Raw genomic sequence first — 24073 nt, forward strand, 5'->3', positions numbered from 1 at the left:
ATCAGCGGACAAGCGTCCCAGAGACGGCCTCACCTCCTGCCCATGACATCCTCATGATCCGGACACTGGTAGACATATGCGCGTGATTCGCGTACTCCTTGCCGAGGACCAGCACGTCATCAGGAGCGCCCTCGCCGCCCTGCTCGGGCTGGAGGAGGACCTGGAAGTCGTCGCGACCGTGGAGTCCGGAGAGGCCGCCCTGGCCGCCGCGCTGGTCCACCGGCCCGACGTCGCCGTCCTCGACATCGACATGCCCGGAAGGCTGGACGGCCTGGCGGCCGCGGCGGAGCTCCGCACGCGCCTGCCCGCGTGCCGCGCTCTGATGCTGACGGCGTACGGCAAGCCGGGGCACCTGCGCCGCGCCCTCGGCTCGGGTGTCGCCGGATTCGTGCTCAAGACGGCGCCGCCGGACGAACTGGTGGCCGCCATCCGCAAGGTCGCGGCCGGGGAACGGGTGCTCGACCCCTCGCTCGCGGTCACCGCCTGGGACCTGGCGGACAACCCGCTCACCCCACGCGAGGCCGACGTGCTCCGCCTGGTCGCCGCCGGCGCGGACGCCACGGACATCGCCGCGCGGCTCCACCTGGCCGCGGGCACGGTGCGCAACTACCTCACCGTGATCGTGACCAAGCTCAACGCCCGCAACCGGACCGACGCCGTGCGCATCGCCACCGAGGCAGGCTGGATCTAGATTCGCGCGGGCACCGGCGCGCGGTGCGGCACGCAGGCGTCCAGCGTGAACCGGTCGCCGTCGACGTGTGAGGTCAGCCGGCCGTCCAGGGCGGCGAGGCGGGTGGTCAGGTTGCCGATGCCGGACGACCCCCGCCGCCTCTCCCCCGGCCGCACGCCGTCGTTGCGCACCCGCAGCCGCAGCCCGCTCTCGTCGGCGCGCATCGTGATCGTGCAGTGGCGGGCCTCGCTGTGCCTGAGCACGTTCGTCACGGCCTCCCTGAGCACGGTGCCCAGCACGGTCTCGACCTCGGCGGGCAGGTTCGGCTCGACCGGCTCCACGGTCACCCGGATCCCGGCCGCCGACAGCACCGTACGCGCCGACTCCACCTCGGCCGCCAGGGACAGCTCCCGCTGCTCGCCCGACACCGAGCGCAGGTCCGCCCGCGCCCCCTCCGCCATGGCGACGATCTCCTCGATCCGCTCCGGCGGGCACTTCAGGCGGCGGGCCAGCTCACAGGTGAGAAGGATCGCGGCCAGGGAGTGCCCGAGCAGGTCGTGCAGGTCGCGGGCGGCGCGCAGGCGCTCCTCGACGATGGCGGAGCGGGCCAGGCTCTCCCTCGCGGCCTGGAGCTCCTTCACGATCTGGGCCAGGCGGAGCAGGGCGTAGACCACCAGCCCGGTGACGAGCGCGCTGATCGTGCTGTTGGCGAGGACGGGGGCGGGCAGGCCGAACAGCATCCCGGCCGCGGCGACGCTCGCCACGATCGCCGCCGCCATCGGCCACGCGGCCCGCCATGGGAACGCGAGCAGGACCGGCCCGGCGAGGAAGCCCGCCGCTCCGAGCCAGACGGGTCCGAAGACCGGAAGGGGCGCGTACGTGAGCACCGCCATCACGGTGAGCGCCACCATGTGACGCCCGTTGACGGAGCGGAGCTGCATGACGACGATCACGGCGAGGCACGCCGCGGCCGGGATCACGAGGGCTCCGGGGAGCTGGAGCAGCGCCTTGACGCTGAAGCCCACGAGGACGGCCGCGAGCACCGTGACCGACACCGCGTACGACGCGTCGTGCGTGAGCTTCGGCAGGGGCCATCGCCGCCTTCGGCCCGCCGGGAACTCCGGAGCGCGGGCGTCGCCGGTGCCCGTCTCGCCGGGCGCCGCCTCGGTGGAAGGACCGCGGGGAAGGGTCGCCTCCACCACGAACCGTCCGGAGGGGGACAGACCGGTGGTGAGGGTGCCGCCCGCCTCCTCCAGCCTGAGGCCGTCGAAGCCGGGGCCCTCGGCGGTGCGGTGGCCGTCGTCGACGACCCGCAGCCGCACCCGATCTCCCTGCTCGTCTCCCTGCTCGCTCGTCTCGATGACGCACAGCCGGGCGGTGCCCCGCCGTACGACGTCGGTGACGGCCTCCCGCAGCACGTTCGCCAGCAGCGCTCCTCCGGGGCCGAGCGGCTCGGTGTGGCCGCCGCGCACCTCGACGGCTATTCCCGCGGCGTCGAGCATCGCCCGCGCCGTGACCAGCTCGGGAGCGAGGGAGGTGGCCCGGTAGTTCGCGGAGGCGGCGCGGGCGTCGGCCAGTGCCGCACGCGCGGTCGCGGTCACCGAGGCCAGCACCTCGGCCGCGTCGTCCGGCTCCGCGAGCGCGCGGCGGCCGCCCTCGACGATCACCTCCAGGCTCCGGCCGAGGCCGTCGTTCAGTTCGGCCGCCAGGCGCAGCCGCTCGGCGGCCACGGCCGCGGCGGCCAGCGAGAGCCGGGCGGCGTGCATCTCGCCCGCGCGCTCCACGAGCCGGGTGAGGCCGAAGACGACCAGCGAGACCAGCACCACGGTGATCGTCGCGTCGGCCGTCGCCCCGCCGCGGGCGGCGTCGATGAGCGCCGCGCTCGCCACCACGAGCGGCGCGAGCACGCGCGCGGTATCACGATGGGCAGGGGTCAGCAGCAGCGAACCCGCCAGGAAACCCAGGATCCCGGTGGAGACGCCGCCGGCGAGGCTCGCTGTGTAGACGAGGACGGCCTGCGCGGCGAGCAGCCACCACTTCCTGAGCGTGAGCAGGTAGAGGACCTGCACGCCGAACACCGCCAGCGCGATCGGCGCACCCGCGACCACGTAGACGCTCGCGAGCGCGGCGAGCACAATGACGACGATCACTCGCGCCAGACGCACTCGGACCCCTTCGGCAAACGATTACCGCCCCGGCGTCGCACGGCCCCCGCCTCCGGTCCCTCTCCGTGATCAGGCGACGACGAAGGCGGCCACGACCAGGGCGACCGCGGCGGCGACGGCCGCCAGGGCGGACGGCGACCAGGTGACGCCGGTCTCGCCGGAGGAGCTCTCCCGGCGCGACCGGCTCATCTCGGTGAGCTGGTCGGCCACCCAGTCGGCATGGGTGCGGGCGCCGACGGCCTCGGCCGCCGCCCGCTCGGCCTTGTTCGCCGACTTGGCCGCCTTCGCGGCCCGCCCTGCGGCCCTGACCCGCTCGCGAGCGGTCGCCGTGGGCGTCCAGCAGCGCACGGTGGTGTCCCCGGACTCGATCACGATGGCGTTGGTCACGGACACGTCGTCCACGCCGCTCCAGGGGATGTAGGCGTTCCTCAGCACGTTGCGCACGCGGACGCCACCCTCCTCGACGACGACGGCGGGCCGCAGCGCCATCACGAAGACCAGCGCCGTGATGACGCCGAGCACCGCGCCCGCGATCAGCGCGCTGGGCAGGTGGCCGTGGGCGGTCAGGTCCCACACGTTCCAGGCGGCGAACAGCATCCAGACCCAGCCGAAGAGCCAGGCCGCCTTCGAGCGGAAGACCTGCGGCTTCATGCGCGCCACTTCATCTGCGCGTAGCCGGGTTTGATCACGCCGTTGATCAGCGCGAGCCGTTCGTCGAACGGGATGAAGGCCGACTTCATCGCGTTGACCGTGAACCACTGCAGGTCGTCCCAGTCGTAGCCGAAGGCGTCCACCAGCGCGGCGAACTCCTGCGACACGCTCGTCCCGCTCATCAGCCGGTTGTCGGTGTTGACCGTCACCCGGAAGTACAGGCGGCGCAGCAGGCCGATCGGATGCTCGGCGATCGACGGGGCGGCCCCGGTCTGCAGGTTCGAGGTCGGGCACATCTCCAGCGGGATCCGCTTGTCGCGGACGTACGCCGCCAGCCTGCCGAGCTTGGCCTCGCCGTCGTCCGACACCGTGATGTCGTCGATGATCCGCACGCCGTGGCCGAGCCGGTCGGCGCCGCACCACTGGATGGCCTGCCAGATCGACGGCAGCCCGAAGCCCTCCCCCGCGTGGATCGTGAAGTGGGCGTTCTCCCGCTGGAGGTATTCGAACGCGTCCAGGTGCCGGGTGGGCGGGTAGCCGGCCTCGGCTCCGGCGATGTCGAATCCGACCACGCCGAGATCCCGGTAGCGCACGGCGAGCTCGGCGATCTCCATCGAGCGGGCCTGGTGGCGCATGGCCGTCAGCAGGGTGCCCACCCGGATCCGCGGCCTGCCGTCGGGCCCGGCCGAGCCGAGCCGGAAGCCCTCGAGCACGGCCTCCACGACCTGGTCGAGCGACAGGCCCCGGGAGGTGTGCTGCTCAGGGGCATACCGGACCTCGGCGTACATCACGCCGTCGTCCGCCAGGTCTTCGGCGCACTCCGCGGCCACCCTGACCAGCGCCTCGCGGGTCTGCATGACCCCGACGGTGTGCGAGAACGTCTCCAGGTAGCGCTCCAGCGAGCCGGAGTCCGCGGCCTCCCTGAACCAGGCCGCCAGCTCACCCGGGTCGTACGTCGGCAGCGTGTGGCCGCATTCGCGGGCGAGCTCGACGATCGTGCCGGTCCGCAGCCCGCCGTCGAGATGGTCGTGCAGGAGCACCTTGGGCGCCCTGCGAATCTCCTCCAGCGTGGGCAGCCTGGTCATGCACCCTCCTCGCCGCGGTCGTTCTTCCGGCAATCCTAAGCCTGGCCGCCCTCACTCCTCGCGGTTGGCGGTGTCCGGGGAGAACGCGGGCAGGCAGACGGCCACGTACTCCGCGCCGGACGGCCCGGAGCTGTAGCGGATCTTCTCGCCGGGCTCGCTGACGAACGCCTGGCCCACCTCGACCACGGTCGTGCCGCCCGCGTGCTCCACGACGACCGACCCCTTGAGCACGAGCGTGTACTCGGCGAACTGCGGGGTCTGTGCGGGCTCCTCCCAGCCGGGCGGGGCCACCATGTGCGCGATGGAGACCTGCTCGTCGCCGCTGTTGACGCGGCCGACGTACTCGTCAATGACCTTGCCGCCCGGCACCGGGATGCGGGTGGGGCCCTCGATCCTCCTGACCATGCCGCCCAGTCTGTCAGTTGATCCGGAAATACGTCATATGCGCACATCCACGCTGCGCTTCAGCGGCGCTCCGCCACAGGCCGAGGCGCCGGGGGCGCTACCGTCGGAAGGTCGTCGAGGGAAAGGCGCCCATGAAGCCCGCAGACCCGTCCGCCCTGCCTGTCCGCCGCCTCGGCCTCGCAGACCTGCCCCACTGCCTCGACCTGGCGCAGGACCGCTCCTGGCCGAGGGAGGAGCGCAAATGGCGGCTCCTGCTGGAGAACGGCGAGGGCTTCGGCGTCGACGCCCCGGACGGCGGCGGACTGGCGGGGACGGTCGTCCTCACCCGCTACGGCAGGACGGCGGCCGCGGTCGGCATGATGCTGGTGGCCTCCCGCTACGGCGGGCGAGGGCTGGGACGCCGTCTCTTGGACCACGTCCTGGCGGAGGCCGGCGACGCGACCCTGTTCCTGTGCGCGACGGAGTACGGCCGGCCCCTGTACGAGAAGCTGGGCTTCGAGACGGTCGGCGTGGTCGAGGCCCGGGTCGGCCGCTTCGACGCCGGCGACGACCCGTACGGCGGGCCGGATCCCGGCCGGAACTCCTCGCGGCTCGCGGAGCCCGGACGGGACCTGGCCGCGCTGTGCGCCCTCGACATCGAGGTCTTCGGGGCCGACCGGTCGCGCCTGCTGGCCCGCCTGTTCGCCTTCGCCGAGCAGGTCAGGGTGGCCGAGCGGGACGGCGAGATCATCGGCTACGGCGCGGCCTGGCGGAGCGCCGACCGGCTGTTCGTCGGGCCGGTCGTCGCGGAGGACGACGAGACCGCCCGCGCCCTCATCACGGATCTGGCCCGGGACGCGGACATCCGGATCAGGATCGACCTCGACCAGCGCCGCCAGGAGTTGATCTCGTGGATCGCCGGGTGCGGCGTGCCGCAGTCCTCCACGACGTCGTTCATGGTCCACCGGGGGCGGGCGCTCCCCGGCGACCGGTCCCGTCTCGTCGCCTCGTTCATGTCGGCGCTCGGCTGAGCGGACGAGGCGGGCGGCCGCCTCGGGGCCGACGCGCCGGCTCCGGCGGCCACGCGGACGACGGAAAGGGGCGCCCCGGCGACCGGGACGCCCCCCTCCTCCGGCGACGGCCGGGAACCCGCGGACGGGTCAGACCGCCTCCAGCACCGGCTCCTCCCGTGCCTCGACCGGCTGCCGTCCGAACCGGAGCCCGGTGAGGGCGACGGCCAGGCCGACGAGGGCGAACCCGGCCGAGACCACGATCGCGGCGCGGAAGCGGGCGATCGGGTCGCCGCCGTCCGCCCCCGAGGTCAGGACGGCGGTGACGATCGCCAGCACCACGGCTCCGCCCACCTGGCCGGAGGTGTTCAGCAGGCCCGAGGCGAGCCCCTGCTCCTCGTCGCCCACCCCGGCGGTCGCCTGGATGTTGAGCGAGGGGAACGACAGCGCGAACGCGATGCCCAGCAGGACCATGCCCGGCAGCACCATCGTGAGCAGGCTGGGGTGGAGGTCCACCCGCAGGAACACCGCGTACCCCGCGAGCAGCGCCACCGAGCCCACCACGATCAGCCGCGCGGTGCCGAAGCGGTCGGCGAACCCGCCCATCTTGGTCGAACTGACGGCGACCAGCAGCCCGGCAGGCAGGAACGCGATGGCGGTCTGCAACGCGCTCCAGCCCAGCAGGTTCTGGAAGTACTGCATCGCCACGAACTGGAAGCCGACGTACGACCCGAACAGGATGACCAGGCCGATGTTGGCCCGGACGAGCGGCGCGGAGCGCAGGATGCCGAGGCGGACCAGCGGGTGCCGCACCCGGCGCTCCAGCCAGACGAACAGGCCGATCAGGGCGGCGGCCGCGGCGAGCGACAGCACGGTGCGCACCACGCTCACCTTGGGCGCCTCCACCACGGCGAAGACCAGGAGCAGCATGGCCGCGGTGATGGTCGCGGCGCCGAGGAGGTCGTGGCCGCCCTCGCCGCGCTCCTCACCCCGCTGGAGCAGCCGCGTCCCGGCCACCAGAGCGATGATCGCGACGGGCACCGGCATGAGGAACGTCCAGCGCCATCCGATCTCGGTGAGCACGCCGGACAGGACCAGTCCGAGCGAGAACCCGCTGGCGCCGCAGGCGGTGAAGATGCTCAGGGCCCGGTTGCGTGCGGGACCCTCGGCGAAGGTCGTGGTGATGATGGACAACGCGGCGGGCGCGGTGAACGCGGCGCTGACGCCCTTCACGAAACGGGCCGCGATCAGCAGCGTCCCGTCGCTCATCAGCCCGCCGAGCAGCGAGGCGACCGCGAAGACGACCAGGGCGGTCAGGAACACGCGACGGCGGCCGAGCAGGTCGGCGGTCCGGCCCCCGAGCAGCAGCAGACCGCCGTATCCCAGCACGTAGCCGCTCACCACCCACTGCAGCGATGAGGTGGACATCCCGAGATCGGCCTGGATGGACGGGAGCGCCACCCCGACCATCGACACGTCGAGGGCGTCGAGGAACACGACGGCGCAAAGGACGGTGAGGGCACCCCACAGGCGGGCCCCCCAGCGCTCGTCCTGAGTGGAGGAAGTCATGGCACGGAAACTTACATGCACATGCATTCAATGCACAAGCAATTAATGCGTTTGCATCTAATGAGCGCGCATGGTATGGTCGCGCCGAGAAAGGCGGTCTCGCATGAACGACATCGACACCGGCTTCGTGGTCATGGCCTGGCGCGAACTGCTCGCCCGGCACGCGGAGGTGTCGTGCGCGCTGGAGCGGGAGCTGAGCGACAAGCACGGGCTCGGCGTGAGCGAGTTCGAGGTGCTGGAGCGCCTCGTGGAGGCCCAGTCCCCCTGCGCGGAGCCGGGGGCGGTCAAGTTCCGCGTGCAGGAGCTCGCCGACCAGGTCCATCTGAGTCAGAGCGCTCTGTCGCGCCTCATCGCCCGTCTCGAACGCGAGGGACTGGTCGCCCGCGCCCTGTGCGAGGCGGACCGGCGCGGGGTGTTCGTGCACGTCACCGAGGAGGGCCGGCGACGGCACGCGGAGGCGACCCCCGCCCATCGGGCCGTCCTGTCCGCGCACCTGTTCCCCCACCTCGTGAACGCCGGCTACGCGCCGCCCGTCCCTGACGAGGCGTCTCGTCCCGTCTGACGCAGGGGTGCCGGCCCACGACACGTGAGCAGGCGGGACCCTCTTCGCGGTCCGCGTCCCGTACGAACGGGACAAGCGCCATGCCGGAAGAGGACAGCAGGCTCATGCGGACCGGGACAGAACTCGGTCATCGTTCTCGGTAGGCGGCGGATGGTCCGCCGGCCACCGAGGAGTACCCGTCGTGAGCTCGTCCCCCACCCCGCACCGGCCATGTGGGCCACAGCAGTGATCGGCCAGGCGGCGCCGGCCGCCGCGCTCGCACCTGCCGGCATGCTCGTCCCCGCTACGGTCGCCTCGCCGGCCACCGGTCTCGATCTGGCCGGCGTCGGCGCCGCCGGACTCGTGGGCGTGCTGGCCGCCGGGCTGTCCGGCAGCCTCCTCGCCCGCCTGTGGCGCGCGCTCCGGCGGCGGGCGCGGCGGACGCCGTACGGCGGCGTGGGCGATCCCCGGCTTCTCACCGAAGGGCTCGTCGAGCGGCTGCGCCAGGCGGGGCCGGCCGAGGCGCTGGCGTCCGTGGTCGGCGCACTCCGTGACAACCTGGGCGTCACCGGCGTGGCCGTGGAGGTCACCGACGGGCTGCCCGGCCGTCTGGAGAGCGGCGACGTCGGCGCCAATCCCCGGCGGATCCCGCTCGTCTGGCACGGCGAGCTGGTGGGCAGCCTCCTCGTCGGCTCGCGGGGACCGCGCCGGTTCGCTCTCGCACACGATCGGGTGCTGGCCGCGCTCGCGCCCTACGCCGCCGACGCGGCGCACGCGGTGCGGGTGTCCGCCGATCTGCGGCGCTCGCGGGAGCGCGTCCTGGCCGCGCGGGAGGAGGAGCGCCGGCGGATCCGCCGCGACCTGCACGACGGCCTCGGACAGACGCTGAGCACCATGGCCATGACGATCAACATGGCCCGGATCACGCTGCAGGACTCGGCGAAGGCCGCCGACCACCTGCTCGCCGACCTGCGCACGGGGATGGACGCCGTCGCGGGGGACATTCGCAGGCTCGTGTACGGCCTGCGTCCCCCGGCGCTGGACGGTCTCGGTTTGGAAGGGGCGATCCGGGCACTCGCCGCGGAGGGGCCGCCCGCGACCCGGGTCACGGTGTCGGGCGACCTGGCCGGTCTGTCGTCCGCCGTGGAGACGGCCGTCTACCGCATCGTGCAGGAGGCGCTCACCAACGTCCGCAGGCACGCCCGCGCCGGCGCGGCGGAGGTGGAGGTGACACGGACCTCCACGTTGCGGGTCCGGATCAGCGACGACGGCGCAGGGCTGCCCTCGGCGGCACGCGCCGGAGTCGGGACGGCGTCCATGCGCGAGCGTGCGGCCGAACTCGGCGGCACCTGCGCGATCACCTCCCGGCCCGGGGGCGGAAGCGTGGTCGAGGCCCTGCTCCCGCTGCCGGTCGACGCCCGGCACCCCGTCTGACCACGGGAAGGCGGCGGGGTCAGACGATCACGAGGGGCACGCCGTCCGCGTCCACCAGCACATCGTCGTGAGCCGCCCTCGCGCCCGCCTCCGTCAGCCGCACGGCCGCCTCCTCCGGGTCCTGGACGGCGACGGCGACGTGCCGGAACCCCCTCCGGCACGGGTCGGGGGTCCACGGGCTCGCGGTCGTGGGGGCGGTGAACGTGAACACCTCCAGGACCGCGTCCCCGGCCAGCAGGTATGTGATCAGGAAGCCTCGCGGGTCCTGGTCCTGCGTTATCTGGCCGACGACCTCGTAGCCGAGCGTGTCCCGGTAGAAGGCCAGCGCGACATCGAGGTCGGCGGACGTGACCGCCACGTGGTCGAAGACCGGCGGCGCCGTACGCGGCCTGCTCAGGGCGGCGAGGCGTTCCCGCTCGGCCAGTTCCGGCGAGGCGACCCGGTGATACCGGAGATAGTTGTCCGTGATCTCCAGATGGGTGCCGTCCGGGTCCTGGAAGAACGCGATGCGCACGCCGCCGACCGCGTCGAGGGGCGGCAGCGTGAAGGGCACCCCGGCGTCGCGGACGCGCTCGGCCCGCAGATCGACGTCGCCGACCTTGAAACCGATGTGCCGGATGCCGCGCTGGAGGTCGTCGTTCACCCAGCCGCCGAGATCGCCGTCGCCCGTCTCGACCAGTTCGAGCAGCACGGACCCCGCCGCCAGCCAGGCGACACCCGGGCTTCCCTCCGGCCCCTCGGCGGGGGCGAGATCCAGCAGGTCGCGGTAGAAGTCGAGCGAGCGGCCCAGGTCGGCGACGCCGATCGCGACATGCCGGATGCCCCGGTGATCGGACATGGCTCTCCCCTCTGCGCGTCCGGCCGGTCCGGCGCGGCAGGACCACCCTGGCACACCGTCTCGTACGGCTGATCACGCCGCTCTCCCGGCAGGCACGGAGGAGCGGGCCTGTGCGGCCGCGTCGGCCCGCAGGCCGGGCGCCAGCGCGAGGGTGACCGCGACGGAGGCCACCGCCATCACGCCCATGGCGGCCGCGGCCGAGGTGAACTGGGCCACCGCCCCCGCGGCCGCCGCGCCGACGCCCTGCATGGTGAGCACGCCGGACGACTGCAGCCCGAGCGCCTGCCCGCTCATCTCCTCCGGAGTGACGGCCATGAGCCGTTCCTGGAGCAGCAGGCCGGCCGAATATCCGGCCGAGGCGAGCACGACGGCGGCGACCGCGACCGGCAGGGACGGGTGGAAGAGGAAGACCAGGTACGGCACGGCGAGCAGCAGCCGCAGCGGAGCGCTCAGCCGCTCGCGCCACCGCTTGGGGACGAACCGCCCCATCAGCGTGTCACCGGCGAGCATCCCGGCGGCGGCGCAGGCGAACAGCGGCCCGGCGTGCCGGGAGTCGTAGGCGACGTACAGCGACTCGCAGCCGACGATCAGGCCGTTCGGCACCCACAGAGCCAGGTAGAGGCGGCGGCGCGACCCGGACGACCAGAGCGCGCGGTTGATCCGCCACGTCTCGGCGGGCGAGGGCCGTCCCTGCGCGCGCGGCGGGCGGGCCGTGAGCCCCCACCGGGCGACGGACGCGGCGGCGAGATACAACCCCGCCCCTGCGAGCAGGGTGCCGCGCGGGGACAGCGCGGTCATGAGCACGCCTCCGGTGACGAAGCCGATGATCTGCTGCACGCCGACCGACATGCTGAGCACCGAGCGGCCCAGCAGGTATCCGTCCCTGGGCAGGATCTCGTTGAGCAGCCCGAACCGGACTCCGCCGCCGAGGGAGGCGGCGAGCCCCATGCCGAGGACGACGGCGAACACCGCCCACAGCGGCAGCCCGGGCACGGCGAGCGCGGCTGTGCCGGCGCAGTGGACCAGCGCCAGCGCCGTCATCGCGGCGCGCGGGGGCAGCCTGTCGGCGGCCGACAGCAGCACCGTCGCCCCGAGCACCTGCGCGAAGGACGAGCCGAACATGCTCAGGGCCGACAGCAGCGGCGACCCCGTCGCGCCGTACACGAGCGTGCCGAGCGCCAAACCGCTCACGGTCGAGGCCGCCACCTGCGCGGAGGCGACGGTGAACAAGGGTGTGAATTCGGGGGTGCGGAACAGTTCCCGATAGGTGCGCATGACGGGAGCCTCGATCACCGCCGCGCTCCCCCGTTATTGTTTCGCGGGGAGGCGAAACATGGGCTGGTGGCTGGTCAACGCCGACACCCTCGCGGAGAGCCGGTTCGTGATCTCCCCGCTGGCCGAGGCGACCGCCTGCCTGTTCACCCTGGAGAGGGCGTCGGCCGCGCATCCGGGCGAGCGGGCATGGCTCGACGCCCACCTGCCCGCCTACCGGTCCCGCCTCGCCGGCGACCCGATCACGGCGCTGCTGCTGAAGGCCGCGCGGGGACGCAACTGGACCGCCGACTTCCTCACGCCCGCTCCGACCGGCGAGGGCGAGCCCGCCTTCGAGGAGGAACTGGCCCGCGTCCGCGCGACCCCGCCCGAGACCGCGCACGCCGACATCGAGGTGGCGCTGCGCGGCCCGTTGCCGGAGCCGCTGCGCCGTGCCGACCTGCCCGAGCGCGCGGCCGGCCTGCTGGAGTGGGTGTGGACGCGGACCGTGCTGCCCGACTGGCCGCGTCGCCGGCGGATCATGGAGGCCGACATCGTCGCCCGCGTGGGCCATGTCAGCCAGGGCGGCTGGGCCGCCGCGCTGAACGACATGCGCAAGGGGATGCGCTGGCTCGGCGGCAACCGGCTGCAGATCAACACCTACGACTACCCGCCGAGGCAGATCGGCGGGGCGAGGCTGATGTTCGTCCCGGTCACCCCCCGCCAGGCGTGGACCGCCTGGACGGAAGGCCGCAACTACGCCCTGGTCTACCCCTGCGCGGGAACGCTGGCCGAGCCGGACCGGGCGCCGGTGCCCGAGTCGCTCGGCACGCTGCTCGGTCCGGCGCGGGCGCGGGTGCTCGTGCTGCTCGCCGCGCCGAAGAGCACGACCCATCTCGTGGCGCTGACCGGCCAGGGGCTGGGGTCGGTGGGCCGCCACCTCAAGGTGCTCCTCGACGCCGGTCTCGTACGGCGCCGCCGGGCCGGGCGGTCGGTCCTGTACTACCGCACCCCCCTCGGGGACGCCCTCGCGGTAAGCGACGCGGATCAGCGTTCGGTAGAGTGAACGTATGGTTCCGTTGAAGATGCCGTCATGAGCGGGGCGGCGGCCGCGATCGGCGCGCAGATCCGGCTGCGCCGGGCGCAGCGCGGGATGAGCGCGGCCGAGCTCGCCCGCCGGGCCGGTCTCGGCAAGGCGACGCTGTCCAGCCTGGAGGCGGGCACCGGCAATCCGACCATCGAGACGCTGGAAGCCGTCGCCCTGGCGCTGCACATCCCCCTGACCGACCTGCTGACCAGGGACACCGACGCCGGTCCCGTCCACCTGCCCTCGACGCCCGCGGCCGCCGACGGCCCGACGCGCGAACTGCTGCGCCGGATCGGCAGCGGACACAGCCTGGAGCTGTGGCGGCTGCGTATGCCGCCGCACACCGACCTCGACGGCATCCCGCACGCGCCCGGCACCGTCGAGCACCTGCTCGTCGCCGCGGGCGAGATCACGGCCGGCCCGGACGACGACCCGCGCCTCCTCGGGCCGGGCGACCTGCTGGCCTTCGCGGGCGACCGCCCGCACCGCTATCACACCGGCGACGGCCCTGCGGACGTCACGGTCGTCATCGCCTCGCCCGTGACCGGCTGAGCCGATCAAACCGTCCACGGCCGGCCGGACCGGCCAGGAAGGACCCGCCCATGTCGTGGTTACCGCTGCTCCCCCTGCTCGGCGTCTGGATCCTGGTCGTGATGAGCCCGGGCCCCGACTTCCTCATCGTGCTCAGATACTCGGCCGGCGGGTCGCGGCGCAGCGGCGTACGCGTGGCCGCGGGCGTCGTCACCGGCATCGGAGTGTGGGCGGTCGCCGGTCTGTTCGGCGTCACCGTGCTCCTCCAGCGGTTCGAGTGGCTCTACACCGCCGCCCGCGTCGCCGGCGCGCTGTTCCTCGTCGCGTTCGGCGTCGCGACCATCCGCGCGGCCCGCAAGGAGTCATCCCAGGCCGACGACGACGCGGCGCCGGCCATCGCCGCGCACCATCCGGGCAGGCTGCGCGAGTGGCGCGCCGGGCTGCTGACCAACCTCGCCAACCCCAAGGCCCTGGTCTTCTTCGGTGCCCTGTTCGCCAGTCTGCTCCCGCACCGTACGGACCTCGTCATGCGGGCGGTCACGCTCGGCGCGATGCTGGCCGTCGCGTTCGCCTGGTTCTCCACTGTGGCCTTCCTGGCCGGCAGCCCGTGGATCACCAGGGGCTACCGGCGGCTGAGGAAGAGGCTCGACCTGCTCACCGGCGGCCTGTTCGTCGGCATGGGCGCGCTGCTCATCCCCCGCTGACGGTGCGGCACGTCAGCCGTTCGAGGAGTTCCCGGCCATGGCTGTCCACGGGGTTGTAGACGACCAGGCGCGCCCCGGGCTGGTCCGCCAGCCAGAGCGTGGTGGACGCGAGGCGGAGACGGCCGGCCACGGGGTGGCGGAAGTCCTTGATCTTGGAGGAGTTCGAGGCGACGTCGTGCCGGTCCCACAGCCGGCGGAACTCCTCGGACCGTTCGTACAGCTCGTCGACCAGAGCCTGCCAGGCGGGGTCACCGATGTGGGCGGCGAAGTTCCGGCGGAACCTGGCCACGCACTGGGTTCCGGTCTCGGTGTCGTAGCCGCCCACCAGCTCGCGTAAAGACCGCTCGGCGAACAGCAGCCACAGCATGTTGCGGCGGTGCGGAGCCAGCCGGGCGAAGTCGCCCATCAGCGTCGTGCAGGAACGGTTCCACGCCAGAAAGTCGTACCGGGCGGAGACGGCGTAGGCGGGCAGCGGATCGAGGCCGTCGAGGATGGCCGACAGCGACGCGGCGATGACCTCGTCCTCGCTGACGACGGTGGGTGCGGGCAGCCCCGCCAGGGTGAACAGATGGGCGATCTCGTCGTTGTCCAGCCGCAGCGCCCGGGCGATCGCGTCGATGACCTGGGCCGAGACGTTGATCGGCCGCCCCTGCTCCAGCCAGGTGTACCAGGTCACTCCGACGCCGGCGAGCTGGGCGACCTCCTCCCGGCGCAGGCCGGGCGCCCTGCGGCGGCCCGTGGACGGCAGCTGGGATACGTCCTCAACATCATCGACGTGTTCGTCGTCAACGTCGCGCTGCCCACTCTCTCCCGCACTCTCGGCGCCGGTCCGGCCGAGCTGGAGCTGGTGGTCGCCGGCTACACCGTCGCCTACGCCTGCCTCCTGGTCATCGGCGGGCGGCTCGGTGACGCCTTCGGACGCCGGAGACTGTTCGTCACGGGAATGGCGGGCTTCACCGTCGCCTCGGCGATCTGCGGTCTCGCGCCCAACGCCGCGCTGCTGATCGTCGCGCGGGTGCTCCAGGGCGGCGCCGCCGCCCTCATGGTGCCGCAGGTGCTGGCCACCATCCAGGTCTTCTACCAGGGCGCGGCACGCCGGCGGGCCATCGGGATCTTCGGCGCGACGCTGGGCGTCTCTGCGGCCGCCGGGCAGATCCTCGGCGGGCTGGTGGTGTCCGCCGACCTCTTCGGCCTGTCCTGGCGGCCGATCTTCCTCGTCAACATCCCGATCGGCATTCTGGGCATCCTCGCCGCCCGTCGCGTCGTCCCGGAGAGCCGCGCGCCCAAGGCCCTGTCCATCGACTGGCCGGGCACCGCCCTGCTCGCCACCACCGTCCTGCTGCTCATGCTGCCCCTGACTCTCGGCCGGGACGAGAACTGGCCGCTGTGGTGCCGGGTACTCCTGGCCGCGGCGCCGTTCGCCGCGGTCGGCTTCGCCGTCGTGCAGTCGCGTGAGGAGCGCCACGGCAAGGCACCGCTGCTGCCGCCGTCACTGCTGCGCGCCCCGAGCATGCGGCGCGGCCTGCTGACGACGCTGGCCTTCTTCCCCGCGTTCGGCGGCATGATCCTGACGACCACGGTCTCACTTCAGTACGGCATGCACCTGGGGCCTCTGGAGTCGGGCCTCACCTACATCTCCTACGCCATCGCCTTCCTGACCGCCTCGCTGCTGTGCCCCCGGCTGGTCCCCAGGTTCGGCAAGTACGTGACCGTCGCCGGCGCTCTCCTGCTCGCCGCGGGTTTCGCCATCACGGCCCTGCAGGCCTGGTCGGACTACGACGGCCTGACCCCGCTGTCGCTGGCGCCCGCGCTGGTGGTGATCGGCTTCGGTCAGGGGCTGATCGCAATCCCCCTGACCGGCCTGGTCCTCACCGGCGTCCCTCCGGAACGGGCCGGCGTCGCCGGCGGCGTGCTGACCACCACCCAGCAGACCGCGACAGCGCTGGGCGTCGCGGGCATCGGCACCCTGTTCTTCTCGGTGGCCGCCGGACACGGGTTCGGCTCCGCCACCGTCACCGCGGAACTCGTCGAGGCCGCCCTCGCGCTGGTCACCGCCGTAGCCGCCTGCACCCTCCCGAGGCGCCAGTCGTGAGGTCCGCCTCCCCTTCGGGTGGGCCGGTCAGGCGGTGAGGCGGTCGATCACCAGCGGGAGCAGCTCGGCGCCGTCCCGGTCGCCGATCTCGTACGCGCCCTCCAGAGCCTGGAGGGCCCGGTCGAACCTGGCGGCCTCGTCGGCGTACAGGGTCATCAGCGGGGCTCCGGCGCGGACCGTCTCGCCGGGCTTGGCGTGCAGGACGATCCCGGCGCCGGCCGACACGGGGTCCTCCTTGCGGGCCCGTCCGGCCCCGAGCCGCCAGGCGGCCACGCCGACCTTGAGCGCGTCGAGCGTGCGCAGCGTACCCGAGGCGGGGGCGACGACCACGGCCGACTCGGCGGCCGTCGGCAGCGGCGCGTCCGGGTCGCCGCCCTGAGCGGCGATCATGCGCCGCCAGGCGTCCATCGCCGAGCCGTCCTTCAGCGCCTCCTCGGGGTCCCTGGCGCCCGGGACGGCGGCGGCCTCCAGCATCTCCCTGGCCAGCCGTACGGTGAGTTCGACCACGTCGGCGGGGCCGCCGCCGGCGAGCACCTCGACGGCCTCCTCGACCTCCAGCGCGTTGCCCACCTTCAGGCCCAGCGGCCGGTCCATCGCGGTCAGCAGGGCGACCGTGCGCACCCCGGCGTCGGTGCCGAGCTCGACCATCGTCCGGGCCAGCTCCCGGGCGTCGTCCACGTTCTTCATGAACGCGCCCGAGCCGGCCTTCACGTCGAGCACGAGCGACCCCGTGCCCTCGGCGATCTTCTTGGACATGATCGAGGAGGCGATCAGCGGGATCGACTCGACCGTGCCGGTGACGTCGCGCAGCGCGTAGAGCTTCTTGTCGGCGGGCGCGAGGCCAGCGCCCGCCGCGCAGACGACCGCCCCGGCCGAGCCGATCACGGCGAGCATCTCGTCGTTCGACAGCGACGCCCGCCAGCCGGGGATCGACTCCAGCTTGTCCAGCGTGCCGCCGGTGTGCCCGAGACCCCGTCCGGACAGCTGCGGCACGTACGCGCCGCAGGCGGCGACCAGCGGAGCCAGCGGCAAAGTGATCTTGTCGCCGACCCCGCCCGTGGAGTGCTTGTCGGCCGTGGGCCGGTCGAGGGAGGACCAGTCCATCCGCTCCCCCGACCTGATCATGGCCTGGGTCCAGTCCGCGATCTCCCTGCGGTTCATGCCGTTGAGCAGGATCGCCATCAGCAGCGCCGACATCTGCTCGTCGGCCACCTCGCCCCGTGTGTACGCGCCGATCACCCAGTCGATCTGGGCGGTCGACAGCTCACCCCGGTCGCGCTTGACGGTGATGACCTCGATCGCGTCGAACCCCACGCTTCCCCCTTTATTGCGACAGATCGTCGGGCCCGAAGGCGAACGGCAGGAAGTCGGCCATCCGCATCGGCCCGTCGGGCGTCTCCACCAGCAGCTCGGCGCCGCCGTGCTCGAACAGCAGCTGACGGCAGCGGCCGCACGGCATCAGCAGCTCGCCGTGGCCGTCCACGCACGTGAAGGCAACCAGCCTGCCGCCGCCGCCCGCGTGCAGCGCCGAGACCAGCCCGCACTCGGCGCACAACCCCACGCCGTACGACGCGTTCTCCACGTTGCAGCCGGTCACGACACGGCCGTCGTCGACCAGCGCCGCGGCTCCCACGGGAAACTTCGAGTACGGCGCGTACGCGTGGGTCATGGCCTCGCGGGCCGCGACCCGCAGCGCCTCCCAGTCGATGCTCATTTCGCCTGCCCCCTTCGATACGGAACGCCGTCGGCCGCCGGCATGCGCAGGCGTTGTGAGGCCAGCGACAACACCAGCAGCGTGGTCAGGTGGGGGGTGAACGAGGTGAACTGCTCCGGCACGGTGTCCGTCACGGCGAACACCACGAACACCGCGATCGCCACGACCCCGGTGATCAGTGCCGCGCCGCCGCGCCGCTGCCGTACGAGCTGGTAGACCGCCACGGCGACGAGCAGCAAGGCGACGACGAGCAGCAGCGCGTGCACGGAGATGCCGCCCTGCCGGAGCTGGAGCGCGTCGGTGTAGCCGAACAGCGCCGCGCCACCGGCGAGCCCGCCGGGACGCCAGTTGCCGAAGATCATGGCGGCGAGGCCGATGTAGCCGCGTCCGCCCGTCTGCCCGTCGCGGTAGATCCCCGCGGCCACCAGCGACAGGAACGCGCCGCCGAGCCCGGCGAGCACGCCGGAGACGATCACGGCGGCCCACTTGTACAGGTAGACGTTGACGCCCAGCGACTCCGCCGCGACCGGACGCTCGCCGCACGCCCGCAGGCGCAGGCCGAACGGCGTGCGCCACAGGATGTAGAACGACAGCGGGACCAGCAGGATCGCCAGGATCGTGAACCAGGACACGCCCTGGGTGATGCCCCGCAGCACGCCCGCGAAGTCCGACAGCACGAACCAGTGCTTGGCCTCGACGGTCCGCAGCGGATCGTCGAGGAAGCCCAGGCTCACCGTGCCCATCTTGGGCAGCGGCGGCGAGTTCTTCGTCCCGCCGCCCGGCATGCCGTCGAAGACGAGCTGGGACAGGTACTGGGTGAAGCCGACGCCGACGATGTTGATCGCCACGCCGGAGATGATGTGGTCGACGCCGAAGGTCACGGTCGCGACGGCGTGGATCGCCGCACCCAGCGCCCCGCCGACGGCGCCGGCGACCACGCCCGCCCAGGGGCTGTGGAACTGGAGGGCGCCCCAGGCCCCGAACCAGGTGCCGAGCACCATCATGCCTTCGAGGCCGATGTTGACCACGCCGGCCCGTTCCGACCACAGGCCGCCGAGACCGGCGAGCCCGATCGGCACGGCGAGGCCGAGCGCGGCGCTGACCGTGCCCGCCGAGGTGATGTCGTTCGCCCCGGTCACCAGCCGCGCGACCGACAGCAGCACCACGAGCCCGGCCAGGCCGAGCAGGAGCACCGGCCCCGACAGCCGGAAGCGCCGCGCCGGGGGCGCCTCGACCGGGCGGTCGACCGGGAGGTCCGTCGCCGTCATGCCGTCTCCTCGATTCCGTCCGGCCCTGTCATGCCGTCGCCTCCGCCTTCGGCGCCTCCTGTGGCGCGGCGAGCTCGCGGCTGACCCTGCGCTGCTCCGCGACGATCCGGTAGCGGTGGACCAGCTCGTACGCGATGATCACGGAGAGCACGACGACGCCCTGCATGATCTGGACGATCTCCTTGGAGATGTCGAGCAGCTGGAGCTGGTTGGACGAGTTGTCCAGGAAGCTCCACAGCAGCGCGCCGACCGCCATGCCGATCGGGTTGTTGCGGCCGAGCAGGGCGATCGCGATGCCCGTGAAGCCGAGGCCGGCCGGGAAGTTGTTGCTGTACTTGTAGGAGGCGCCGAGCAGCTCGGGCATGCCGATCAAACCGGCGACCGCCCCCGACATGACCATCGTGACGACGATCATCTTCTTCACGCTGACGCCGCTGGCCACCGCCGCGGACTCGGACTTGCCGGTCGCCCGCAGCTCGAAGCCGAACCGGGTGCGGTTGAGCACCACCCAGTACGCGACGCCGAGCAGGACCGCGACCACGATGAACCCGTTGACCAGCACCGGCGTGCCGGCGATGAGCGGGATGCCCGGCATGTGCGCGTCGTCGGGGATCGGCCTGGTGCCGAGGTCGTTGCCGGTCAGCACGCCGAAGTGCTCGCTGACCAGCCACGACCCGAGGCCGGTGGCGATCGCGTTCAGCATGATGGTCGAGATGACCTCGCTCACGCCCCGGTACACCCGCAGCAGCCCGGCGATCGCGGCCCACAGGGCGCCGACGACCACCGCGACGACGATCACGAGGACGATGTTGAGCACCCCGGGCACCACGGCGGCGCCGCCGAGCCCGGCGGCGACCACGGCCGCGAGCCGGTACTGACCGTCCACCCCGATGTTGAAGAGGTTCATCCGGAAGCCGACGGCCACCGCGAGCGCGGAGATGTAGTACATGACCCCGGTGTTGAGGATCATGGCCATCGACCGCGGCTGGGTGCCGTAGTCCGCGAGGGTGGTGAACGCCTCCACGGGCGCCTTGCCCGCGACGAGCAGGACCACCGAGGTGATCAGGACCGCGAAGACGACCGCGATGACCGGCGCGGCGACGGCGAGCCAGCCGCCCAGCCGCACCCGGCCGAGCACCCGGTCGAGGAACCCGTTCATACCGTCTCCTCCCCGGCACCGGTCATCGCCGAGCCCAGTTGCTCGGGGGTCACGTTCGCGGGATCGACGTCGGCGACGATCCTGCCGCGCAGGATCACCTTGAGCGTGTCGGACAGCCCGATCAGCTCGTCGAGGTCCGCGGAGATCAGCAGCACGGCCAGCCCGGCGGCGCGCGCGGTGCGCAGGTGGTCCCAGATGGCCGCCTGCGCGCCGATGTCCACGCCCCGGGTGGGGTGGCTGGCGATGAGCAGCACGGGGTCGCCGCTCATCTCCCGCCCGACGATCAGCTTCTGCTGGTTGCCGCCGGACAGCGTGGCCGCGTCCACGTCGATGCCGGGGGTGCGCACGTCGTACTCCTCGACGATGCGCCGCGTGTCGGCCCGCGCGCCGGCGCGGTCGATCCACGGGCCCTTGACGTTGGGCCGGCGGGTCTGGTGGCCGAGGATGCGGTTCTCCCAGAGCGGCGACTCCAGCAGCAGGCCGTGCCTGTGGCGGTCCTCGGGGATGTAGCCGATGCCGCCCGCGCGCCGCCTGAGCGTCGACCACTGGGAGATGTCGGCGCCGCCGAGCGTGAGCGCGCCCGCCTCGCAGGGGCGCATGCCCATGATCGCCTCGACGAGTTCCGCCTGGCCGTTGCCCTCGACGCCCGCGATGCCGAGCACCTCGCCCTTGTGGATGTCGAAGCTCACGTTCTCGACCACCGGACGCCCGTCGCCGGTGCGCACGGTCAGGTCGCGTACGGACAGGGCGACGACGTCGGTGACGGTCGACTCGCGGGTCTCGGGGCTGGGCAGCTCGCTGCCGACCATGAGCTCGGCGAGCTTGCGTGAGGTCACGTCCTTGGGGTTCACGGTCGCCACGGTGGTCCCGCGCCGGATGACGGTGATCTCGTCGGCGACTCGCAGGACCTCGTCCAGCTTGTGGGAGATGAACAGGATCGTCAGCCCCTCGCGGACCAGGCCGCGCAGGTTGTCGAACAGCTCGTCCACCTCGTGGGGTACGAGCACGGCGGTCGGCTCGTCCAGGATCAGGATGCGGGCGCCCCGATAGAGCACCTTCAGGATCTCCACCCGCTGCCGGTCGCCGACCCCCAGGTCCTCGACCGGCACGTCCGGCCGTACGCCCAGGCCGTACGCGTCGGAGATCTCCTTGATCTTCTTACGCGCGGCGGCGAAGTCGAGGGCGAGGCCGCCTCGGCGCGGCTCGCTGCCCAGAACCACGTTCTCCAGCACGGTCAGGTTGTCGGCCAGCATGAAGTGCTGGTGGACCATGCCGATGCCCGCGGAGATGGCGTCGGCGGGGGTGTGGAAGCCCACGGGCGACCCGTTGACGCGGATCTCGCCCTCGTCGGGGCGCTGCATCCCGTACAGGATCTTCATCAGTGTGGACTTCCCCGCGCCGTTCTCGCCGACGATGGCGTGGATGTGCCCTTTGGCGACGCGGAGGTGGATGTCGCTGTTGGCGACGACTCCCGGGAACCTCTTGGTGATCCCGGTGAGTTCTACTGCGGGTTCCGTAACGGTCGCGGCGGTAATGTCGGCCTCCTCCTCGCGGAGTGCCCGGTGACGGTCAAGTGATAGTGAGAGTAGAGCAAAGGGCCCGGGGCGGGTGCCTCCGGGCCCCTCGATTACGCAGGTCAGGACGTCGGGACCGTGATCTCGCCGCTAATGATCTTCTGCTTGTACTCGTCGATCTTCGACTTGATGTCGTCGATCTTGCCGCCGGTCGTGGAGTAGTCCACGCCGCCCGCCTTGAGGTCGTAGACCGACGGGCCCGACTTGACCGCGCCGGTGGTGAAGTTCTTCAGGAAGTCGAAGACCGCCACGTCGACCTTCTTGATCATCGAGGTGATGATCACGTCCTTGAAGTCGGCGTACGCCGGGAGCGCCGCCTGGTCGGAGTCGACGCCGATCGCCATCGCGTTCGCGGCCTTGGCCGCCTCGAAGACACCCGCGCCCGAACCGCCGGCCGCCTGGTAGACCACGTCCGCGCCGGCGTCGTACATGCCCTGCGCGGCCGTCTTGCCCTTGGCCGGGTCACCGAAGCCGCCGAAGTCCGGGGGCTGGGTGAGGTACTTGCTCTGGATCTTGATGTCCGGCTTGACGGCCTTCGCGCCGGCCTTGAAGCCCGCCTCGAACTTGTGGATCAGCGGCACGTCGACGCCGCCCACGAAGCCGACGTTGCCCTTCTCGGACTTCAGCGCAGCCGCGACCCCGACGAGGAACGACCCCTGCTCCTCGGCGAACATCAGATTCGTGATGTTGTCGCCCTTGGCCGCGTCGTCGTCCACGATGGCGAACTTGACGTCGGGGAACTCCTTGGCGACCTTCGCCACGGAGCCGGAGTAGGCGAAGCCCACTGCGATGACCGGGTTGTAACCCCCGGAGGCGAGCAGGCGCAGCCGCTCCTCCTTCTGAGCGTCGGTCTCGCCCTGGGTGGCCTCCAGCTCCTTCTTCTCGACCTTGAGCTCCGACTCGGCCTTGTCCAGGCCGGCCGCGGCCGCGTCGTTGAAGGAACCGTCGCCGCGGCCACCGATGTCGTATGCCAGGCCGACCTTGACCTGCGCGGCGGCGGGCGCGGAGGACGCGCCGGCCGAAGCTCCGGTCGTGGTGGTGTCGTCGCTACCCCCACACGCGGCGGCGGCCATGAGCAAGGCGCCGCCCGCGGTGGCGGCGGCCAGTCTGATAACTCGATTGTGGAGCAAGGTCGTGACTCCCCTTCCGTTCCCCGCCCGTCTGACTCTCGTCGCACGCACGCAGGAACGCACGGCAACCCTGCACGGAAGATAGTTGTTTGACCTGCATAGACCAAACCCGCACACCAGTCCGCAACATGTCCGTTATTGAGCCCAGTCCACACCGTGACCAGGGTGTCAGCCTGGGGAAACCTTGACCCTGCCGTGGATGATCTCCTGCTTGAGCTGCTCCAGGCGCGGCTGGATGTCGGTGATGTGGCCGCCGGTGAGGCTGTAGTCGACGCCGCCGAGCTTCAGGTCGTACACGACCCGGCCACTGGTGACGGTCTGGTCGGCGACGTCGGCGAGGTAGTCGTAGACCGCGACGTCGATCCTTTTGATCATCGAGGTCAGGATCACGTCGCGCACGGCCGGGTCGGCGCTCTTGGCCTGGTCGTAGTCGACGCCGATGGCCCACGCCCCTGCCTTCTTCGCCGCGCGGAACACCCCGGCCCCCGAGGCCCCGGCCACCTGGTAGACCACGTCGGCGCCCGCCCGGTACATGCGCCGAGCGGCCCGCCGCGCCTTGTCCGGCCGCTCGAATCCGCTGAGGTCGTGCGGGTCCGTGAGGTAGGCGATCCTGATCCGCGTCCGCGGGTTCACGTGCTTCACGCCCTGGACGTAGCCGACCTCGAACTTCCTGACCAGCGGCGACCGGTTGCCCCCGACGAAGCCGACGTCGCCGGTGCGGGACTTCATCGCCGCCGCCGCGCCCATCAGGAACGAGCCCTGCTCGGAGGCGAACAGCAGGTTGGTGATGTTGGGACCGGACACCGTCGGCTCGTCCACGATCGCGAACCGTGTCCTGGGGAACTTCGGGGCGATCCGCGCCAGCGCCGGCGCGTACGAGTAGCCGACGGCGATGATCGGGTCGTAGCCGGCCTCGGCGAGCGCCCGCACCCGCTCCACCTTCCGGACGGCGGGCTCGCCCGGCGCGGCCTCGACCTCCCGCACCTGCAGGCCGCTCAGGTTGCGCTTGGCCTCGTCGACTCCGGCGGCCGCGGCGTCGTTGTACGACTTGTCGCCCCGTCCGCCGATGTCGTACACGAGCCCGACCCGCAGCGGGCGGGTGGGCGGCGACGTCGTACTCACCCTGCCGCCGCATCCCGCGGCGGCGGTCACGGCGACGGCGACGACGCCCGCCATCACCGCCCGGAAAGCCCGCAATCGGACCTCCAACCCGGAA

General features: G+C 72.3%; 23 protein-coding genes. 8 read left to right on the forward strand and 15 right to left on the reverse strand.

Translation table 11 applies throughout. From position 1 onward, the window contains the following. Window positions 1-82 precede the first annotated feature (82 nt). Window positions 83-691: a DNA-binding response regulator gene (locus tag FLW16_RS20420; RefSeq protein ID WP_221891179.1), complete on the forward strand. Its 609-nt coding sequence runs from the start codon at window positions 83-85 to the stop codon at window positions 689-691. Here the strand turns inward: FLW16_RS20420 and FLW16_RS20425 are convergent. The 4 genes from FLW16_RS20425 to FLW16_RS20440 form a co-directional block, all read right to left on the reverse strand. After that, window positions 688-2835: a histidine kinase gene (locus FLW16_RS20425; RefSeq protein ID WP_221891180.1), complete on the reverse strand. Its 2148-nt coding sequence runs from the start codon at window positions 2833-2835 to the stop codon at window positions 688-690. The genes FLW16_RS20420 and FLW16_RS20425 overlap by 4 nt on opposite strands. Window positions 2836-2904: 69 nt before the next feature. After that, window positions 2905-3486: a PH domain-containing protein gene (locus FLW16_RS20430; protein ID WP_142561689.1), complete on the reverse strand. Its 582-nt coding sequence runs from the start codon at window positions 3484-3486 to the stop codon at window positions 2905-2907. After that, entirely contained in the window at window positions 3483-4571 is a 1089-nt protein-coding gene (locus FLW16_RS20435; protein ID WP_142561690.1) for an adenosine deaminase, read from the reverse strand. Before FLW16_RS20435 ends, FLW16_RS20430 begins: the two co-directional genes overlap by 4 nt. Before the next feature lie 51 nt (window positions 4572-4622). Next, window positions 4623-4976: a cupin gene (locus FLW16_RS20440; RefSeq protein ID WP_142561691.1), complete on the reverse strand. Its 354-nt coding sequence runs from the start codon at window positions 4974-4976 to the stop codon at window positions 4623-4625. A gap of 131 nt (window positions 4977-5107) precedes the next feature. On the opposite strand from FLW16_RS20440, the gene FLW16_RS20445 reads away from it, so the two are divergent. Further along, window positions 5108-5986: a GNAT family N-acetyltransferase gene (locus tag FLW16_RS20445; RefSeq protein ID WP_142561692.1), complete on the forward strand. Its 879-nt coding sequence runs from the start codon at window positions 5108-5110 to the stop codon at window positions 5984-5986. Between the two features lie 129 nt (window positions 5987-6115). Here the strand turns inward: FLW16_RS20445 and FLW16_RS20450 are convergent, their stop codons facing one another. Next, on the reverse strand, window positions 6116-7534 hold the full coding sequence (locus FLW16_RS20450) for an MFS transporter (RefSeq protein WP_260615417.1): 1419 nt from the start codon (window positions 7532-7534) through the stop codon (window positions 6116-6118). A 103-nt stretch (window positions 7535-7637) separates the two neighbouring features. Between FLW16_RS20450 and FLW16_RS20455 the strand changes: the two genes are divergently transcribed. After that, on the forward strand, window positions 7638-8096 hold the full coding sequence (locus tag FLW16_RS20455) for a MarR family winged helix-turn-helix transcriptional regulator (RefSeq protein ID WP_142561694.1): 459 nt from the start codon (window positions 7638-7640) through the stop codon (window positions 8094-8096). A gap of 210 nt (window positions 8097-8306) precedes the next feature. Further along, complete coding sequence (locus tag FLW16_RS20460; RefSeq protein WP_260615418.1) at window positions 8307-9509, forward strand: sensor histidine kinase; 1203 nt, start codon at window positions 8307-8309, stop codon at window positions 9507-9509. 19 nt (window positions 9510-9528) lie between these two features. On the opposite strand, the gene FLW16_RS20465 is transcribed toward FLW16_RS20460, so the two are convergent. Together FLW16_RS20465 and FLW16_RS20470 are read right to left on the reverse strand one after the other, a co-directional pair. After that, entirely contained in the window at window positions 9529-10347 is an 819-nt protein-coding gene (locus FLW16_RS20465; protein ID WP_142561696.1) for a VOC family protein, read from the reverse strand. A 72-nt stretch (window positions 10348-10419) separates the two neighbouring features. Then, the gene (locus FLW16_RS20470; RefSeq protein ID WP_221891181.1) at window positions 10420-11640 is read right to left on the reverse strand and encodes an MFS transporter; all 1221 of its coding nucleotides are present in this window, start codon (window positions 11638-11640) and stop codon (window positions 10420-10422) included. Between the two features lie 40 nt (window positions 11641-11680). Between FLW16_RS20470 and FLW16_RS20475 the strand changes: the two genes are divergently transcribed. The 3 genes from FLW16_RS20475 to FLW16_RS20485 are packed head-to-tail and all read left to right on the forward strand — an operon-like array spanning window position 11681 to window position 13920. Further along, window positions 11681-12664 carry a helix-turn-helix transcriptional regulator gene (locus FLW16_RS20475; RefSeq protein WP_142561697.1) on the forward strand — a complete coding sequence of 328 codons (984 nt, stop codon included), beginning with the start codon at window positions 11681-11683 and terminating at the stop codon, window positions 12662-12664. A 27-nt stretch (window positions 12665-12691) separates the two neighbouring features. Continuing rightward, the gene (locus FLW16_RS20480; protein WP_142561698.1) at window positions 12692-13237 is read left to right on the forward strand and encodes an XRE family transcriptional regulator; all 546 of its coding nucleotides are present in this window, start codon (window positions 12692-12694) and stop codon (window positions 13235-13237) included. 50 nt (window positions 13238-13287) lie between these two features. Then, entirely contained in the window at window positions 13288-13920 is a 633-nt protein-coding gene (locus tag FLW16_RS20485) for a LysE family translocator (protein WP_142561699.1), read from the forward strand. Here FLW16_RS20485 and FLW16_RS20490 read toward each other — a convergent pair. After that, on the reverse strand, window positions 13907-14668 hold the full coding sequence (locus FLW16_RS20490; RefSeq protein ID WP_142561729.1) for a helix-turn-helix transcriptional regulator: 762 nt from the start codon (window positions 14666-14668) through the stop codon (window positions 13907-13909). The two genes, FLW16_RS20485 and FLW16_RS20490, sit on opposite strands and share 14 nt — an antisense overlap. Between FLW16_RS20490 and FLW16_RS20495 the strand changes: the two genes are divergently transcribed. Then, on the forward strand, window positions 14669-16012 hold the full coding sequence (locus FLW16_RS20495; RefSeq protein WP_142561730.1) for an MFS transporter: 1344 nt from the start codon (window positions 14669-14671) through the stop codon (window positions 16010-16012). It begins immediately after the preceding gene. A 27-nt stretch (window positions 16013-16039) separates the two neighbouring features. On the opposite strand, the gene FLW16_RS20500 is transcribed toward FLW16_RS20495, so the two are convergent. The 7 genes from FLW16_RS20500 to FLW16_RS20530 form a co-directional block, all read right to left on the reverse strand. After that, window positions 16040-17326 (reverse strand): thymidine phosphorylase, encoded by a 1287-nt coding sequence (locus tag FLW16_RS20500; protein ID WP_142561700.1) that lies wholly within the window; start codon window positions 17324-17326, stop codon window positions 16040-16042. 10 nt (window positions 17327-17336) lie between these two features. After that, window positions 17337-17726 carry a cytidine deaminase gene (locus tag FLW16_RS20505; protein ID WP_142561701.1) on the reverse strand — a complete coding sequence of 130 codons (390 nt, stop codon included), beginning with the start codon at window positions 17724-17726 and terminating at the stop codon, window positions 17337-17339. Then, complete coding sequence (locus FLW16_RS20510; RefSeq protein WP_142561702.1) at window positions 17723-18994, reverse strand: ABC transporter permease; 1272 nt, start codon at window positions 18992-18994, stop codon at window positions 17723-17725. The genes FLW16_RS20505 and FLW16_RS20510 overlap by 4 nt, the downstream gene beginning before the upstream one ends. Before the next feature lie 28 nt (window positions 18995-19022). Further along, entirely contained in the window at window positions 19023-20153 is a 1131-nt protein-coding gene (locus tag FLW16_RS20515) for an ABC transporter permease (RefSeq protein ID WP_142561703.1), read from the reverse strand. Continuing rightward, window positions 20150-21688: an ABC transporter ATP-binding protein gene (locus FLW16_RS20520; protein ID WP_142561704.1), complete on the reverse strand. Its 1539-nt coding sequence runs from the start codon at window positions 21686-21688 to the stop codon at window positions 20150-20152. The genes FLW16_RS20515 and FLW16_RS20520 overlap by 4 nt, the downstream gene beginning before the upstream one ends. Window positions 21689-21789: 101 nt before the next feature. Next, entirely contained in the window at window positions 21790-22857 is a 1068-nt protein-coding gene (locus tag FLW16_RS20525; protein ID WP_260615419.1) for a BMP family protein, read from the reverse strand. A gap of 168 nt (window positions 22858-23025) precedes the next feature. Beyond that, complete coding sequence (locus FLW16_RS20530) at window positions 23026-24054, reverse strand: BMP family protein (RefSeq protein WP_221891183.1); 1029 nt, start codon at window positions 24052-24054, stop codon at window positions 23026-23028. Window positions 24055-24073 lie beyond the last annotated feature (19 nt).

It is taken from the genome of Microbispora sp. KK1-11, assembly GCF_006874435.1.
Lineage (GTDB): Bacteria > Actinomycetota > Actinomycetes > Streptosporangiales > Streptosporangiaceae > Microbispora > Microbispora catharanthi.

What these genes read in the sequence shown, in the direction of transcription:
- FLW16_RS20465 (WP_142561696.1), bottom strand. Translation starts at nt 10,347, where the DNA reads ATGTCCGATCACCGGGGCATCCGGCATGTCGCGATCGGCGTCGCCGAC.
- FLW16_RS20480 (WP_142561698.1), top strand. Translation starts at nt 12,692, where the DNA reads ATGAGCGGGGCGGCGGCCGCGATCGGCGCGCAGATCCGGCTGCGCCGG.
- FLW16_RS20430 (WP_142561689.1), bottom strand. Translation starts at nt 3,486, where the DNA reads ATGAAGCCGCAGGTCTTCCGCTCGAAGGCGGCCTGGCTCTTCGGCTGG.
- FLW16_RS20460 (WP_260615418.1), top strand. Translation starts at nt 8,307, where the DNA reads ATGTGGGCCACAGCAGTGATCGGCCAGGCGGCGCCGGCCGCCGCGCTC.
- FLW16_RS20450 (WP_260615417.1), bottom strand. Translation starts at nt 7,534, where the DNA reads ATGACTTCCTCCACTCAGGACGAGCGCTGGGGGGCCCGCCTGTGGGGT.
- FLW16_RS20475 (WP_142561697.1), top strand. Translation starts at nt 11,681, where the DNA reads ATGGGCTGGTGGCTGGTCAACGCCGACACCCTCGCGGAGAGCCGGTTC.
- FLW16_RS20505 (WP_142561701.1), bottom strand. Translation starts at nt 17,726, where the DNA reads ATGAGCATCGACTGGGAGGCGCTGCGGGTCGCGGCCCGCGAGGCCATG.
- FLW16_RS20455 (WP_142561694.1), top strand. Translation starts at nt 7,638, where the DNA reads ATGAACGACATCGACACCGGCTTCGTGGTCATGGCCTGGCGCGAACTG.
- FLW16_RS20515 (WP_142561703.1), bottom strand. Translation starts at nt 20,153, where the DNA reads ATGAACGGGTTCCTCGACCGGGTGCTCGGCCGGGTGCGGCTGGGCGGC.
- FLW16_RS20445 (WP_142561692.1), top strand. Translation starts at nt 5,108, where the DNA reads ATGAAGCCCGCAGACCCGTCCGCCCTGCCTGTCCGCCGCCTCGGCCTC.
- FLW16_RS20435 (WP_142561690.1), bottom strand. Translation starts at nt 4,571, where the DNA reads ATGACCAGGCTGCCCACGCTGGAGGAGATTCGCAGGGCGCCCAAGGTG.
- FLW16_RS20485 (WP_142561699.1), top strand. Translation starts at nt 13,288, where the DNA reads ATGTCGTGGTTACCGCTGCTCCCCCTGCTCGGCGTCTGGATCCTGGTC.
- FLW16_RS20510 (WP_142561702.1), bottom strand. Translation starts at nt 18,994, where the DNA reads ATGACGGCGACGGACCTCCCGGTCGACCGCCCGGTCGAGGCGCCCCCG.
- FLW16_RS20440 (WP_142561691.1), bottom strand. Translation starts at nt 4,976, where the DNA reads ATGGTCAGGAGGATCGAGGGCCCCACCCGCATCCCGGTGCCGGGCGGC.